The sequence below is a fragment of the Aestuariivirga sp. genome (genome assembly GCF_020252405.1).
In the GTDB taxonomy this organism is placed as follows: Bacteria; Pseudomonadota; Alphaproteobacteria; order Rhizobiales; family Aestuariivirgaceae; genus Aestuariivirga.
The window spans coordinates 33643-48004 of the sequence record NZ_JADCDA010000018.1; the positions used below are offsets into that span (position 1 = coordinate 33643).

At 66.5% G+C, this 14362-nt stretch carries 12 protein-coding genes; 3 read left to right on the forward strand and 9 right to left on the reverse strand.

The features are described 5' to 3' along the window. Positions 1-10: 10 nt before the first annotated feature. On the reverse strand, positions 11-682 hold the full coding sequence (locus IOC69_RS04015; protein WP_290542242.1) for a 6-phosphogluconolactonase: 672 nt from the start codon (positions 680-682) through the stop codon (positions 11-13). Further along, entirely contained in the window at positions 660-2144 is a 1485-nt protein-coding gene (gene zwf, locus IOC69_RS04020; protein WP_290542243.1) for a glucose-6-phosphate dehydrogenase, read from the reverse strand. Before zwf ends, IOC69_RS04015 begins: the two co-directional genes overlap by 23 nt. Before the next feature lie 156 nt (positions 2145-2300). On the opposite strand from zwf, the gene IOC69_RS04025 reads away from it, so the two are divergent. Continuing rightward, the gene (locus IOC69_RS04025; RefSeq protein ID WP_290542244.1) at positions 2301-3221 is read left to right on the forward strand and encodes a carbohydrate kinase; all 921 of its coding nucleotides are present in this window, start codon (positions 2301-2303) and stop codon (positions 3219-3221) included. 145 nt (positions 3222-3366) lie between these two features. Further along, the gene (hrpB, locus tag IOC69_RS04030; protein WP_290542245.1) at positions 3367-5799 is read left to right on the forward strand and encodes an ATP-dependent helicase HrpB; all 2433 of its coding nucleotides are present in this window, start codon (positions 3367-3369) and stop codon (positions 5797-5799) included. Between the two features lie 295 nt (positions 5800-6094). On the opposite strand, the gene IOC69_RS04035 is transcribed toward hrpB, so the two are convergent. From IOC69_RS04035 to IOC69_RS04065, 7 genes are all read right to left on the reverse strand, one after another. Then, positions 6095-7474 (reverse strand): DEAD/DEAH box helicase, encoded by a 1380-nt coding sequence (locus tag IOC69_RS04035; RefSeq protein ID WP_290542246.1) that lies wholly within the window; start codon positions 7472-7474, stop codon positions 6095-6097. A 234-nt stretch (positions 7475-7708) separates the two neighbouring features. Continuing rightward, the gene (locus IOC69_RS04040) at positions 7709-8371 is read right to left on the reverse strand and encodes an HAD family phosphatase (RefSeq protein WP_290542247.1); all 663 of its coding nucleotides are present in this window, start codon (positions 8369-8371) and stop codon (positions 7709-7711) included. A 3-nt stretch (positions 8372-8374) separates the two neighbouring features. Further along, positions 8375-8554, reverse strand: coding sequence for a hypothetical protein (locus IOC69_RS04045; RefSeq protein WP_290542248.1), 180 nt, complete (start codon positions 8552-8554; stop codon positions 8375-8377). 138 nt (positions 8555-8692) lie between these two features. Beyond that, positions 8693-9190 carry an RNA pyrophosphohydrolase gene (locus tag IOC69_RS04050; protein WP_290542249.1) on the reverse strand — a complete coding sequence of 166 codons (498 nt, stop codon included), beginning with the start codon at positions 9188-9190 and terminating at the stop codon, positions 8693-8695. Next, on the reverse strand, positions 9190-10422 hold the full coding sequence (locus IOC69_RS04055) for a divergent polysaccharide deacetylase family protein (RefSeq protein ID WP_290542250.1): 1233 nt from the start codon (positions 10420-10422) through the stop codon (positions 9190-9192). Before IOC69_RS04055 ends, IOC69_RS04050 begins: the two co-directional genes overlap by 1 nt. 94 nt (positions 10423-10516) lie before the next feature. Further along, on the reverse strand, positions 10517-11869 hold the full coding sequence (locus IOC69_RS04060; protein ID WP_290542251.1) for a S41 family peptidase: 1353 nt from the start codon (positions 11867-11869) through the stop codon (positions 10517-10519). Next, complete coding sequence (locus IOC69_RS04065) at positions 11866-13077, reverse strand: peptidoglycan DD-metalloendopeptidase family protein (RefSeq protein WP_290542252.1); 1212 nt, start codon at positions 13075-13077, stop codon at positions 11866-11868. Before IOC69_RS04065 ends, IOC69_RS04060 begins: the two co-directional genes overlap by 4 nt. Positions 13078-13287: 210 nt before the next feature. Here IOC69_RS04065 and IOC69_RS04070 point away from each other — a divergent pair, with 210 nt between their 5' ends. After that, complete coding sequence (locus tag IOC69_RS04070) at positions 13288-14310, forward strand: AraC family transcriptional regulator (RefSeq protein WP_290542253.1); 1023 nt, start codon at positions 13288-13290, stop codon at positions 14308-14310. Positions 14311-14362 lie beyond the last annotated feature (52 nt).

Here is a 14362-nt window from a genome sequence, read left to right on the forward strand (position 1 = left end):
CTTCGAATTCTCAGGGGCACCAGTAGAGCGTCACGGGTGCTGCGCCGCGCAACACGGCGCGCACCGGCATGTCTTCCTCCGGCCCTTCGGCCAGCGCCTGCTTCAGCACCTGCTTCTTCTGGGCCCCTTCGATGTGGAGCGCAAGCCGCCCGGCGGATTCGAGCACGGGGAGCGTAAAGGTGAGGCGCGGCTCGTCCGCACCGGGCGCCGATATGGCGATGAGGCGCTTGCTCGTCCCGGCGTCGATGGCCTCGGCCAGCGTGTCGCCGCCGGGGAAGAAGGAGGCGGTATGCCCATCGTTGCCCATGCCCAGCACGGCGACATCGAAAGCCGGAAGCTTCGCGGCATCCGGATTGTCGACCAGCGGCACAAAGCGCGCCGCGGCGGCCTTGTTCCGGAGGAGATGGCGGCGCACCAGGCGGGCGTTGGAGCGCTCGGAGCTTTCCGGCACCTGGCGCTCGTCCACGAGCGTCACCGACACGCGGCTCCAGGCAATGCCGATCTCCGACAGCTTCTCGAAGAACAGCGTCGGCGTGGCGCCGCCGGAGACGGCGAGCGTGGCCTTGCCCCTGGCCTCGATGGCGCGGGCGAGTTCGTCCGCCACGTCACGCGCAAGGCTTGCCGCCAGCGCTTCGCGCGCCTCGAAGATGCGTTCGGCTTCAATCAATGTCCTGGTCCTCATACCATGTGCGGCCGTCACGCTCGATCAGCGCCACGGCGGAAGAGGGGCCCCATGTGCCCGCGGTGTATGGCTTCGGCAGTTCGGGCGAGGCGGCCCAGGCGTCGAGCACCGGGTCGATCCAGCCCCATGCCGCTTCCACCTCGTCACGGCGCATGAACAGCGCCTGGTTGCCGCGCACAACATCCATGATGAGCCGCTCATAGGCATCCGGATTGCGCACGTTGAAAGCATCCGCGAAGCTCATGTCAAGGGGCACGTTGGACAGCCGCATGCCGCCCGGCCCCGGGTCCTTGATCATCAGCCACAGCTTCACGCCCTCGCCGGGCTGCAGCCTGATGACCAGCCGGTTGGGCGCAATCGGCCCCGCCTGCCCGTCAAACACCGAATAGGGGATCGGCTTGAAGGTGACCACGATCTCGGAGACGCGCGAGGGCAGCCTTTTGCCGGTGCGGAGATAGAAGGGCACACCCGCCCAGCGCCAGTTATTGATCTCGGCCTTCAGGGCCACGAAGGTCTCGGTCTTCGATGCCGCGGAGCCGAGCTCCTCGAGATAGCCCTTCACCGCCCCGCCATTGGCCGCTCCGGCGCGGTATTGTCCGCGCACCGTGGCGTTGGGCACGGCCTCCGCGGTGATCGGCTTCAGCGACTTCAGCACTTTCAGCTTCTCGTCGCGCAGCGCGTCGGCCTGGGTCGAGGTTGGCGGCTCCATGGCGACCAGGCAGAGGAGCTGCAGCATGTGGTTCTGCACCATGTCGCGAAGCGCGCCGGCGGTGTCGTAGTAGCCGGCGCGGCCCTCCACCCCCAGCGTCTCGGCCACGGTGATCTGCACATGATCGACATGGCCGGAGTTCCACACGGGCTCGAACAGCGCGTTGGCGAAGCGCAGCGCCATCAGGTTCTGCACCGTCTCCTTGCCGAGGTAATGGTCGATGCGGTAAACCTGCGGTTCCCTGAACACCCTGCCGATCGACTCGTTCAGCGCATGGGCGGACTCGCCGGACTTGCCCAGCGGCTTCTCGATGACGACGCGCGTCCGCGGGGTGACGAGGCGATATGCGTCCAGCTTTTCGCAGATCGGCCCGAACAGGTCCGGCCCGACGGCCAGATAGAAGACCCGGATGCGGTGGGGCTCAGGGTTCAGCACCTTATCGAGTTCGGCCCATCCGGCATTCTGCGCGGCATCGGCCGTCACATAGCTCACGCGCTCCAGGAAGCGCGCCATCATCCCGGGCGGCCGGTCGGCGGCCGCCACGTGGTCCTCGATGGCCTTGCGGGCGAAGGCCCGGAAATCCTCATTCGACAGGGCCCGGCGCGAGCAGCCGATGATGCGCGAGCCCGGCGGAATCTGGCCCTGCAGGTCGCGGTGGAACAGCGCAGGAAGAAGCTTGCGCTGGGAAAGGTCGCCCGTGGCGCCGAAGACCACGAGGTCGAACAGCTCCACCGGGATGATGCGCGGGGTCATTGAAAATCTTTCCGCCGTCCTTGATGTACGCCGCTCAAATAGCGATTTTCAACGACAAGTCAATGAACGCGGCGATACGTCAGGGCAAGTGATTTATTGCAATCCCCAACAAAATGCCCCATGAATGCTTAAAAATCAGCAGGTTGGGAGGGTGGCATGATCCTGTGTTGCGGCGAGGCCCTGATCGATTTCCTGCCGGGAAGAACAGCGGCGGGGGCCACCGCCTATGAGCCGGTCTGCGGTGGCTCGGTCTATAACACGGCGATCGCGCTGGGTCGCCTGGGCGTGCCGGTGGGCCTGTTCACCGGGCTTTCCACCGATTTTTTCGGCGACATGCTGCGGGACGGCCTCAAGGCCTCCAAGGTCAGCCTCGCCTTCATCAAGGACTGGGACAAGCCCTCGACGCTGGCCTTCGTGAAGCTCAGCAAGGGCCACGCCCGCTATTCCTTCTTCGACGACAATTCGGCTGGCCGCATGCTCACGAAGCGCGACCTGCCGAAACTGGCGAAGAGCGTGCAGGCGCTGCACTTCGGCTCCATCAGCCTGATCCCGGAGCCGGGCGGCGGCACGCTGGAGGCGCTGATGAGGCGCGAGTCCGGGGCGCGCGTCATCTGCCTCGACCCCAACATCCGCCCCGGCGTGATCAAGCACGCCAGGACGCATATGGCGCGCCTCAACCGCATGATCGCCATGGCGGACATCGTGAAGGTATCGGACGAGGACGTGGCCTGGATGACCGGCAAGGATGATGCCGCCGCCGCCAGAAAGTGGCTGAAGCGCGGCGCCGGGCTTGTCGTCGTCACCCGCGGTGCCAGGGGTGTGGAGGCCTTCACCGCGCAAGAGTCGATGCGCATGGCCGCGCAGAAGGTAAAGGTGGCGGACACGGTGGGCGCCGGGGACACCTTCACCGCCGGTCTGCTGACGGCACTCCGCGCCATGAAGCTGCTCGACAAGGCGAGGCTGCCGGCGCTGAAAGCCGGGGACCTCGCGCTGGCGCTCGGTTTTGCCGCCAAGGCCGCCGCCATCACCTGCTCGCGGCCGGGGGCAGATCCGCCCTGGGCAAGCGAGATGGTGTAGCCGTCCCAGCTCCAAACTCATCACCTTGCCCGGCCCGACCGGAGCATCTTTTCCGCGGCCCTGAAAAGGATGCGCGGATCATGTCCGCGCAAGGTGAGGTGCGGTGCCTTGACATTCCCCCAGTCCCCGCCGAGGTGATCCGGCCATGGATTTCACGGTCGACCAGATCATCCCCAGGCTCTCCGACGCCCTCGCCAGGGGGCCAGCGGCCCTGCTCGTCGCCGAGCCCGGTGCCGGCAAGACCACGCGGGTGCCGCTGAAGCTCATCGACGCGGCCTGGCTCAGGGGCCAGAAGATCGTCATGCTGGAACCCCGCCGCCTCGCCGCGCGCAACGCCGCGCACCGCATGGCGGAGACGCTGAACGAGGAGGTGGGCGAGACGGTGGGTTACACGGTGCGGCTCGAGCGCCGCGTCTCGGCCAGGACCCGGATCGAGGTTGTCACCGAAGGCATCCTCACGCGCCGCCTGCAGCAGGACCCGGAGCTTTCCGGCACCGGCCTCGTCATCTTCGACGAATTCCACGAACGCTCGCTCGACGCCGATCTGGGCCTCGCGCTGACACTCGACATCCAGCGCGGGCTTCGCGGCGATCTGAGGATCCTCGTTATGTCGGCCACCCTCGATGCCGCGCGCGTCGCGGCGCATCTCGGCAACGCCCCTGTCATCCATGCGCCCGGCCGCGTCTTCCCCGTCGAGACGCGTCATCTCGACAAGGCCCAGCGCCAGACCATTTCGGCCGATGCCGCCCGTGCCGTGCACCGCGCGCTGGACGAAACCGGCAAGTCCATCCTCGTCTTCCTGCCCGGCGAGGCCGAGATCCGCCGCACCGAAGAGGCGCTCGACAGTTCAGGATTGCCGCGCAACACCGTGGTCCGCCCGCTCTATGGCGCCATGAGCTTCGCCGGGCAGGATGCGGCGATCCGGCCATCGCCACCGGACGGGCGCAAGATCGTGCTCGCCACGACGATCGCCGAAACGAGCCTCACCATCGATGGTATCGGCGCCGTCATCGACACGGGCCTCAAGCGCGTGCCCCGCTTCGACCCTGCATCGGGAATGACGGCGCTTGAAACGGTGCGTGTCTCGCTCGCATCAGCCGACCAGCGCCGGGGCCGTGCGGGCCGTCTCGGCCCCGGCATCTGCTATCGCCTGTGGCCCGAGGCGGAATCGCGGGCGCTCAAACCCCATGACGAGCCCGAAATCTTCATCGCCGACCTCGCCCCCCTGGCGCTCGAACTCGCCGCCTGGGGCGTCACCGATCCGAAGTCTCTGCCCTGGCTGGATCCGCCGCCCGCCGCGCCCTTCGCCCAGGCGCAGGACCTGCTGAAGCGCCTCGAAGCGCTGGATGCGGAGAACAGGATCACCCCCATGGGCAAGCAGATGGTGCGCCTGCCGCTGCACCCCCGCCTCGCCCACATGGTGGTGAGGGGTGGGAGCGCGCTCGCCGCCGATCTCGCCGCCATGCTGTCGGAGCGTGACGGGTTGCCGCGCGATGCGGGCACGGACATCACCTCGCGCCTCTCTCACCTGCGGGGCGGCGCGCGGGACCGCATCCGCCAGACCGCGAGGCAGATCCGCCAGATCGCCGGCATCAAGGACGGGGACAGCGACGTCAGCCCCGGCCTGCTCGTCGCCTTCGCCTTCCCGGACCGTATTGCGCAACGCCGCGGCGGAGACCGGCGCTATCGCCTCTCGGGCGGTGGCGGCGCTGTGCTGCCCGAACATGATGCGCTGGTGACGCAGGACGTCCTCGCCGTGGCGACGACGGACGGCGCCCCGGGCGACCAGAAGATCTTCCTCGCGGCCCCTCTGTCGCTGAAGGAGATCGAGGAGCATTTCAGGGATCAGATCGAAGCCCGCGACAGCGTGTTCTGGGACAGCCGCGCCAAGGCGGTGAGCGCGTCGAAATCCCGCCGCCTCGGCGCGCTGGTGCTGGAGGAGAAGCCCTCGATCAATCCCGACCCCGCGCTTATCGCCGAAGCCATGACCGAAGGCGTGCGCGAAATGGGCCTCGCATCGCTGCCATGGACGGGCGGCGCGAAAACCCTCCGCGCCCGCGCCATGTTCCTCCGCCGCCTGTTCCCGGAAGAGGGCTGGCCCGACCTTTCGGACGAGGCGCTGCTCGCCAGTCTCGATGACTGGTTGGCGCCCTATCTCGCGGGCATCAGCCGCAAGGCGCATCTTGACCGGCTGGACATGCACCGGATCATCCAGTCGCTGATCCCGCATGAGCTGGCCCGCAAGATGGACCGCCTCGCCCCGGCAGGGATCGAGGTCCCCTCCGGCGCCGAGGTCCGCATCGACTACGAAACGGAAGGCGACCCCGTGTTGCGCGTGCGCCTGCAGGAGATGTTCGGCCTCGCCCGGACGCCGACAATCGCCGAAGGCCGCAGCCCGTTGCGCATCGAGTTGCTGTCACCGGCAGGCCGGCCCCTGGCCGTCACCCAGTCGCTCGAAACCTTCTGGACCAACGGCTACCCTTCGGTCCGCTCCGACATGCGTGGCCGCTACCCCAGGCACGCCTGGCCCGAGGACCCGCTGAACGCCACGCCGGTGAAGCCGCGAAGGCTCAGGTAAAGAGGCCGGACGCCAGATTTCGTCCCCTGCGCTCCACCCCGCAACGCCCTCATACCGGCGAAAGCCGACGCTCAGCTTTGCGAACGGATTTACCTCCGGAACCTTCAACACGCCCGGGGACACGACCAACCCCGGAATCGCCTCCAGCCTTGCCAGAACGTCCTGAAGCAGTTCCTCAGGAGCTTGGAGCATGATCCGCAAGAGCGGAACCGCTCTTGCGACAGGATCATGCCCAGGCTTTTGATCTGGCGCATGTTCTTTTCGTTCGGGCGAGTCGGCCTGAACGGAACATTCGCTATCCCTGGCGCTTGCCGAGGTCGCTCATCCAGCTGCCGCCGGAGCTGTGCTTCGGGGCCTGCTGGCCACCGCCGTTGCCGCTGCCGCGCCTGGGCTGGTGCTGGCCCTGGGGCTTGGCCTGCTTGGCCGCGCCACCGGCGGAATGGTTGCGGTTGGGGCCCTGGCCGCGGTGGTGGGGCTTGCGGGTCTGCGGCTTGTCCTTCACCGGGTTCCAGCCGAAATTGGGCGCGAGCTGCGCAACACCCCTGAGGCCCAGCGCATGTTCCACCACCGGCACCTGGGCGCGGATGGTCTTTTCAATGTCGCGCAGCAGGCCGCGGTCTTCCGGCGTGCAGAAGGCGATGGCCGAGCCATCGGCCCCGGCGCGCGCCGTGCGGCCGATGCGGTGGACATAGGATTCCGGCACATGCGGGAGATCGTAATTCACCACGTGGCTCACGCCATCGACGTCGATGCCGCGGGCCGCGATGTCGGTGGCGACGAGCACGAGGATCTTGCCGACCTTGAAGCCGGCCAGCGCGCGCTCGCGGTTGTTCTGGCTCTTGTTGCCGTGGATGGCGGCGGCGCTGAAGCCAGCATTGGAGAGATGCTTCATCACCTTGTCGGCGCCGTGCTTGGTGCGGGTGAACACCAGGGTGCGCGTCATGTTGTTGTCGGCCAGCAGCGCCGCGAGCAGCTTCGCCTTATTCGCCGGATCGACATGGATGACAGACTGGTTCACGCGCTCCGCCGTGGTGGCGACGGGGGTCACCTCCACCCTCACCGGATCGGCGAGCAGGTTGTTGGCAAGGCCCGCGATCTCCTTCGGCATGGTGGCCGAGAAGAACAGGTTCTGCCGCTGTGCCGGCAGCATGCCCGTGATCTTTCGGATCGCGTGGATGAAGCCCAGGTCAAGCATCTGGTCCACTTCGTCGAGGACAAAGATCTCGACCCTGGACAGCGTCAGCGCCCGGCGCTCGATCAGGTCCACGAGGCGGCCCGGCGTTGCGACGACGACATCGACGCCGCCGCGCAGGATCTCGACCTGCTTGCCGAGCGACACGCCGCCGAACACCACGGCGCGCGACACTTTCAGGAATTTGCCATAGACGCGGAAGCTCTCGCCGATCTGGGCGGCAAGCTCACGCGTGGGCGACAGGATGAGCGCCCGGCAGCTGCCCCGGGCGGCCCGTTCCGGATGGGCGGCCAGCTTCTGCAGGATGGGCAGCGCGAAGGCCGCCGTCTTGCCGGTGCCGGTCTGGGCGATGCCGAGAAGGTCACGGCCTGCGAGCAGGCTGGGGATCGACTGGGCCTGGATGGGGGTGGGCTTTTCGTAGCCCTCGGCCTTCAGGGCGCGGAGCAGGGGTTCGGAAAGCTGGAGGTCGGTAAAATCGGTCACGTTTCTTGTTCTTTCGGTCTTCGGAGCATGAGTGGGCAGCGCAAGCCATGTCCGAAGCGCCGGGATCAGGGAATCCGATCCAGGCCGGGCGGGCGCTGAAACCTACCCACGTGAAAGGTATGTTCGGGAGTGTCGCTTGCTTTTCGGGCCGGAACGGCTGCACCTTGCGTGCGCCTCACGTGTTCCAGTCGGCCCCGTGCGACAGGCCCCATATGGGCGTGTTGCGGTGCAATGTCAAAACATTCTTTCGGACACCAGTTTTGGCAGTTCGGCCATCGTTCTGAAAACCGTGCGGGCGCCGGCGGCGAGCAGCTTGCGTGCCTGCCCGTCAGGGTGCGGGTGGGTGCCGGTGAAACCGAGCACCCTGCACCCCGCCCGGTGCGCCGCCGTGACGCCGGTGACCGAGTCCTCGACAACGATGCAATCCTCCGGCGCGCAGCCCGCGCGGCGGGCCGCCTCGATGAACACGTCGGGCTCGGGCTTTCCCCGCGCCACATGCTCGAAACTGGTGATGCGGTTGCCGAAAAAGCGGGTGAGGCCGGTGATGCGCAGCGCAGTATCGACCCGCTCACAGGGAGAGTTCGACGCGACACTGAAATGCTGCGGCCCCAGGGCTTCAAGTGCCGATTCGACACCATCGACGGCGCGCAGGTCAGTCCCGTAGAGCTTCAGAAGGCGCAGGTCCTTCTGCTCGGAGGCGTCGGCGGGGAAGGTTGCGCCGAACTCCCGGCGCATCTCCTCAAGCATTGCCGCAAAGGTTTTCCCGACAAAGCGCCGGTGCGCCTCCGCCTCGCTGATGATGACGCCGTTCTCGGCAAGAATTTGCACGTCGATCCGCATCGACAGAGGTTCGGAATCGACCAGCACGCCATCGCAATCGAAAATGAAATGCGGCACCGCTCAGCCCCTCTTTGCCAGCCTGGCATAGGCGACCGCCGCCGCCATGCCCGCCAGCACGAAGATCACGACGGCGATAACCCCGTTCACCAGCATGTCAAAGGGCCCGAACAGGAAGACGGCCACCGCCAGCGCGATGCCCGCAAGTGTGATGATGATCTGGACGATTTGGGCGGTGGACATGGGCAGCGCCGTAAAGCATTTTCAGGTCAAGTGGACACCGGTTGACCGTCGAAAATACGGCCAAACAAAGAGATAGAGCAGGTTTCGAGCCCACTGAACCGAAACCTGCTCTGGAAGGCGTCGGCCTTCAGGGCAACCTCAGGCGCCCAGGTGCCTGAATTCCTTCAAGACCTGCTCGTAGACCTGGCGCTTGAAGGGCACGATGAGGTCGATCAGCTCGTCCATGCGGGCCCAGCGCCACTGGTCGAATTCCTGGCTGTGTCCGGGCGGGGCAAGATCGATTTCGCTGTCCTCGCCGGTGAAGCGCAAGGCGAGCCATTTCTGGTTCTGGCCGCGATACTTGCCGTTCCACGACTTGCCGATCAGGTGCTCCGGCAGGTCATAAGCATACCAGTGGGCGGCCTCGGCGATGATCTCGGCGGAGGTGACGGCGGTTTCCTCGGCCAATTCGCGGAGAGCCGCGGCGCGCGGGTCCTCGCCCTTGTCGATGCCGCCCTGCGGCATCTGCCACCAGAGGCCCTTGCCCTCTTCATTCTGCTTGTCGAAACGGCGGCCGATCCAGACGAGGCCCGCCCTGTTGATCAGCATGACGCCGACGCAGGGGCGGTAGGCGGCGATCTCGCCGTGCTTTGCCATCAGGTGGCCCGTCCCTTGTAGGCAGCACTCACCGGCACCAGAAGAATGCCCTTCTCCTGCAAGGTTCTGGCCCATTCGGCAACCGTTTCGATGGTGATGTCGAGGCCCGACCCGGTGGCGATCGCCGAGCCATTCTTGGCGGCCTCCTGTTCGAGCTTCGCCAGGGCTGCCTTGATGGCCGACTCCGTGGGCTCGGCATCGATCACCAGCCTGGCGCGCTGGACCGGCAGGCGCAATTCCTGCCCCAGTTTCGAAGACAGCGTCATGGTCACGCTGCCGTCCTCGAGATAGACCAGGCCGCGGGCCTTCACTTCCTTCATCACCGGGCGCAGAGCCCCTTCGGTCACCAGCAGCCGGGCGCCCATATAGTTGGTGATGCCGGAATAGCCGGCAAAACGGCTCATCAGCCATTTGAGCGCGGCGAGATTCTGCTCGGGCTTCGCATCGGTCAGCAGCGTGCTGGGTCCGGGGTTGGCGCCGGGGTAGCCCACCGGCTCCATGGGCACCTGCAGCAGAATCTCGTGTCCCTCGGCGCGCGCGGCATTGACCTGGGACTGGAGGTTTTCGCCATAGGGCGCAAAGCCCAGCGTTACGTCGCCCGGCAGCAGCTCGACCGCCTTCTTCGTCAACCGCGCGTTGAGTCCCATGCCGCCCAGCACAAGCGTTATCTTCGGCCAGTCCGAATGAGCGACGGAGAGCGGCGTCATCTGCGAATAGATGTCGAAGGGCGTCTTGCCGCCCGACGAAATACGCGGCAGCGGGCCCTGGTCCGTCTTCTCCGTCACCGCTTCGACCGGCGCCTTCCTGAGCGGGCGGTGCGGCGGCACGACGATCATCGCCTGATGCTTTTCCGGCGCTATGTTGTCCTCGGGGGCAATGTCCTCCACCTGGGCGGCGGGCAACTGCCCGGTGTCGTCCATCTGCTCGCCGCCGATGATCTCGATGTCATTCGGGTCGATGACGCCTGCGGGGGCCTGATCCGGGGCGGCGGCGTCCGTGTTGCTGGCAGGGGTGATCGAGGAAGTGACGATTTCGGCCTGTTCCGGGATCGCGGCTACGACCACGGGTTCGCCGGTCCCCGGCGGAGGCGGGCGGGAAAGCCACAGGCCAGCGCTGGCGAAGCCCAGCGCCACCAGGCCAGACACCATCGCCAGTGCGCTTGGGCGTCGGCGCCACAGGCGCTGCACGGGGTTCAGCCGCTTCAGCGGCTGGCGCATTTCGTTACGGGACATGGTTCAAGCCACGATGCATGATTCGCCTGGCCCCGACCTTCGGGTCAGCATCGTTAACGGCCTGTTAATCCTAACTGGAAAAATGCTCCAAGGCTCAGTTCGCGGTGGTGTCCGGCGTTGCGCCGTCCTTCGGCTTCTCGGTCTTGGGCTTGGCGTTGGACACGACCTTCACCCCATTGAGGAAGTCGATTGCCGCCTTGAGCTGCAGGTCCTTGGTCTTGTCCTCGGGAACGTAGGCCGATGAGCCGCCGCCCTCGTCGCCGCCCGCCTCGTTGGAGAGGTGGCCCCTGAGGCCGGCCTCGCCCTCGGTCGAGACGTTCTTGCCCTTCAGCTCCGGCGGCAGTTCCTCCTCGATCACGATGTCAGCGTCGATGCCCTTGGCCTGGATCGAGCGGCCAGACGGCGTGTAATAGCGCGCCGTGGTGAGGCGCAGCGCGCCCTCGCCGCCGAGCGGGATGATGGTCTGCACCGAGCCCTTGCCGAAGCTGCGCGTGCCGATCACCGTGGCGCGCTTGTGGTCCTGCAGCGCGCCCGACACGATTTCGGAGGCGGACGCCGAGCCGCCGTTGATCAGCACCACGACGGGCTTGCCGCCGGCGAGATCGCCCTTGGTGGCGTTGAAGCGCTGCGTTTCGTTGGCGTGGCGGCCGCGGGTCGACACGATCTCGCCCTTGTCGAGGAACGTGTCGGAGACCGAGATCGCCATGTCGAGCAGGCCGCCCGGATCGTTGCGCAGGTCGATGATGTAGCCCTTCACCTTGTCGCCCAGCGTGGTGCGGAAGTGATCCATCGCCTTTTCGAGGCCTTCCTGCGTCTGCTCGGTGAAGGAAGATATGCGGATGTAGCCGATGTCGTTGCCCTCAATCGAATACTTGACGGACTGCACGCGGATCTTGTCGCGCGTCAGCTTCTGGTCGAAGGGGTCCGTCTTGCCGCGCATGATGGTGAGCGTGATGCCGGTGCCGATCTTGCCGCGCATCTTTTCGACGGCGTCATTGAGGGTCATGCCCTGCACCTCCACGCCGTCGATCTTGACGATCAGGTCATTGGCCATCAGGCCGGCCTTCGAGGCGGGCGTGTCGTCGATGGGCGAGACCACCTTGATCACGCCGTTCTCCATCGTCACTTCGATGCCGAGCCCGCCGAACTCGCCGCGCGTCTGCACGCTCATGTCGGCGAACTGCTTCTTGTTCATGTAGCTCGAGTGCGGGTCGAGCGAGGCGAGCATGCCGTTGATGGCGGCCTCGATCATCTGCTGCTCGTCGGGCTGCTCGACATAGTCGGCGCGCACCCGGTCGAACACATCGCCGAACAGGTTCAGCTGCTTGTATGTGTCGGCATTGGAGGAGGCCGCTCCGGCCACGCCGAAGGCATGCCACAACAGCGAGGCGGACACCGCACCCGCCAGCACCAGGCCGAAATTCTGCAACCGCGTCGTCTTGGTCATCCACTTGCCTCTTTCAAACCACCGATCCACCAGGGACCTGAGTTAATGGCCTCCGTGCCATCCCGGAATTCGATATATAACACTGGCCGTCCGTCTGGCGCCACATCGCCGAAAAGTGTGACGGAAGCAGGGCCGGATCCCATTTCGCCGACGGGTTCCCCCGCCCGGAGGAACTCTCCCACGCTTGCCGTGATCTTGTCCATGCCCGCCAGCAGCACCCGGTAGCCGCCGCCGGGGTTCAGGATGACAACTTGTCCATATGACCGGAATGGACCCGCAAACTCCACCTTGCCGTCGGCCGGCGTCGTCACCTGGGCATTGGCGCCGGTGGCGATCATCAGCCCTTGCGTTTCGCGGCCCAGCCCGTCCGGCTCGCCGAAGCGGCGCACGATGGACCCTTGCGCCGGGAAGGCCAGCTTGCCCCGGGCATCGGGGAAGGCAACCCTGGGCTGGCGCAGAAGGGCCTCCTGTTGCTCGCGCTGGCGCTGTTCCGCGGCCTTGGCGGCCTCCTGCTGCTGGCGCTGGGCGTCGAGATTGGCAAGCAACTGCTTCAGCGATCTGGCCTTCTCGGCGAGCTCCGCGGTGCGCCGGCGCTCGGCCTCGAGGTCGGCCGTGCCCTGGCTCACCAGGGCCTTTTTCTGGGTTACGAGGTCCTTCAGCGCGGCGCGCTCGCCGGTGAGCCGCGCAAGATCGCGTGCGACGTCGTCCTTGCGTGTGGTGATCGAGGCCTCCAGCTCCTTCAGCTTGTCGAGCTTGGCGGCCAGGTCCCTGGCCTCGTCCTGGAGCTCGGGGGCAATGGTGCCGAGCAGCATGGCCCCGCGCAGGGCGGACAGGATGTCGCCGGGATCGACCACCAGAGCCGGCGGCGGGTTTTGTTCCAGCCGCTGCAGACCGGCGAGCAGTTCCGACAGAACGTCCTGCTTCTCGCCCAGCGCGGTGAGGATCATGGCGCGGTCCTGACGGAGCTTCGCCAGGTCCCCTTCGCTCCGCGCCACTGCGTTTTCCTGCGACTGGATCGACTGGGCGATGGCCGAGAGTTTGGCGGCGATCGCGTCCTGCGCCTGAACCGCGGCGGCGATTTCGCCGGCGATGCGCGCCTCATTGGCCCTGCCGCTCTCGATTTGCTGGCTCAGCGTGTCGAGCTGCTGCTGCTCCTGGGCATGGGCGGACCCGCCCCGGAACACGGGCGTCAGCGCCAGAAGAGCCATCAAGGTTGCAAGATGCCGCATGAGTCCGGCGGTGGGTCCTGAGTTCGCATCAGCCGATCAGGATGCTTCCCACAGCTTTGCCCGCCGGTCGATTTACATTCGGTTAATCATGATGGGCCAGCCCGTAATCATGATGGGCCAGCCCGGCCCTTATATAACCTGACAATTTCTTGTTTGACTTGACTGGGTTTCGCCGGGCACTAACAGGCCATGTCCAGTCCGCGACCACCGGCTCTGCAGCGCGCTGGCCCGCTGGCGCGGCTTCCGGGCGTTCTGGCCAGCCACGGCGTCAGCCTTGATGCGGTGCTGGAGGGGCTTTCGCTCGGCGCGGAGGACCTTCGGCCTGAAACCCATCTGCCCATTCCCGCCATTTCCACCATGCTCGACCGCGCGGCCGCCTATCCCGGACTGGAGCGCATCGGCCTGTTGCTTGCCGAGGCGCAGAATCACAAGGCCCTGGGGCCCGTCGGCCAGCTGATGATGAGCTGCGAGACGCTGGGCAGTGCGCTGGGCACATTTGTGACGCTGCAGATGGCCAACTCCACGGCGGGCGCCGCCTATCTTCAACCGGTGGGTGAGGACTATGCGCTGGGCTTCGGCTTCTATGCGCCGGATCTTCCTTCGAGTCATATCTATGACGCCTCGGCCGCGGTTGGCTTGAATATGGTCCGTGACCTGACGGGTGGCGCCGTCCAGGCCGCAGAGGTGCTGTTCAGCAGGCCCGCGCCCCGCAACCCGGAACCCTACCGGCGGTTCTTCGGCTGTCCGGTCCGCTTCAATGAGGGCCAGAATTGCCTCATCCTGCCGGGCCGCGGCATGGGCTTCAGGCTGCCCACTGCGGATGCCAAGCTGCGTGAGCGCCTGATCATTGCCCTGCAGCAGCAGATCGCCCAGCACCAGCAAGGGCTTGCCGCCCGTGTCCGGCATGCCATCCGCCCGCTTCTTCTGGCCGGCGATGCCTCGCATAAGCGGGTGGCGGCCCACCTTAACCTTCACCCCCGCACCATGGGGCGGCGGCTGGGGGAGGAGGGCGTCACTTTCGAACAGCTGAAGGACGAGGTGCGCCTTGCCGTCGCCCGCGAATTGCTGGCGCGCACCGCGATCGCCGTGTCCGACGTCGCAGGCTCGCTCGGCTATGCCACGCCCAGCGCTTTCATCCGCGCCTTCCGGCGCTGGACGGGAACCTCGCCCTCCGCCTGGCGGCGGCAGAACAGTCCTGCCGCCTCCTCCTGACAGGCCCTGTCGTGAAAAGGCAAACATCCGGGGCGGAGTCGATCTATCTTTC

What these genes read in the sequence shown, in the direction of transcription:
- zwf (WP_290542243.1), bottom strand. Translation starts at nt 2,144, where the DNA reads ATGACCCCGCGCATCATCCCGGTGGAGCTGTTCGACCTCGTGGTCTTC.
- IOC69_RS04045 (WP_290542248.1), bottom strand. Translation starts at nt 8,554, where the DNA reads ATGTCCACCGCCCAAATCGTCCAGATCATCATCACACTTGCGGGCATC.
- IOC69_RS04055 (WP_290542250.1), bottom strand. Translation starts at nt 10,422, where the DNA reads ATGTCCCGTAACGAAATGCGCCAGCCGCTGAAGCGGCTGAACCCCGTG.
- IOC69_RS04050 (WP_290542249.1), bottom strand. Translation starts at nt 9,190, where the DNA reads ATGGCAAAGCACGGCGAGATCGCCGCCTACCGCCCCTGCGTCGGCGTC.
- IOC69_RS04025 (WP_290542244.1), top strand. Translation starts at nt 2,301, where the DNA reads ATGATCCTGTGTTGCGGCGAGGCCCTGATCGATTTCCTGCCGGGAAGA.
- hrpB (WP_290542245.1), top strand. Translation starts at nt 3,367, where the DNA reads ATGGATTTCACGGTCGACCAGATCATCCCCAGGCTCTCCGACGCCCTC.
- IOC69_RS04070 (WP_290542253.1), top strand. Translation starts at nt 13,288, where the DNA reads ATGTCCAGTCCGCGACCACCGGCTCTGCAGCGCGCTGGCCCGCTGGCG.
- IOC69_RS04065 (WP_290542252.1), bottom strand. Translation starts at nt 13,077, where the DNA reads ATGGCTCTTCTGGCGCTGACGCCCGTGTTCCGGGGCGGGTCCGCCCAT.
- IOC69_RS04015 (WP_290542242.1), bottom strand. Translation starts at nt 682, where the DNA reads ATGAGGACCAGGACATTGATTGAAGCCGAACGCATCTTCGAGGCGCGC.
- IOC69_RS04060 (WP_290542251.1), bottom strand. Translation starts at nt 11,869, where the DNA reads ATGACCAAGACGACGCGGTTGCAGAATTTCGGCCTGGTGCTGGCGGGT.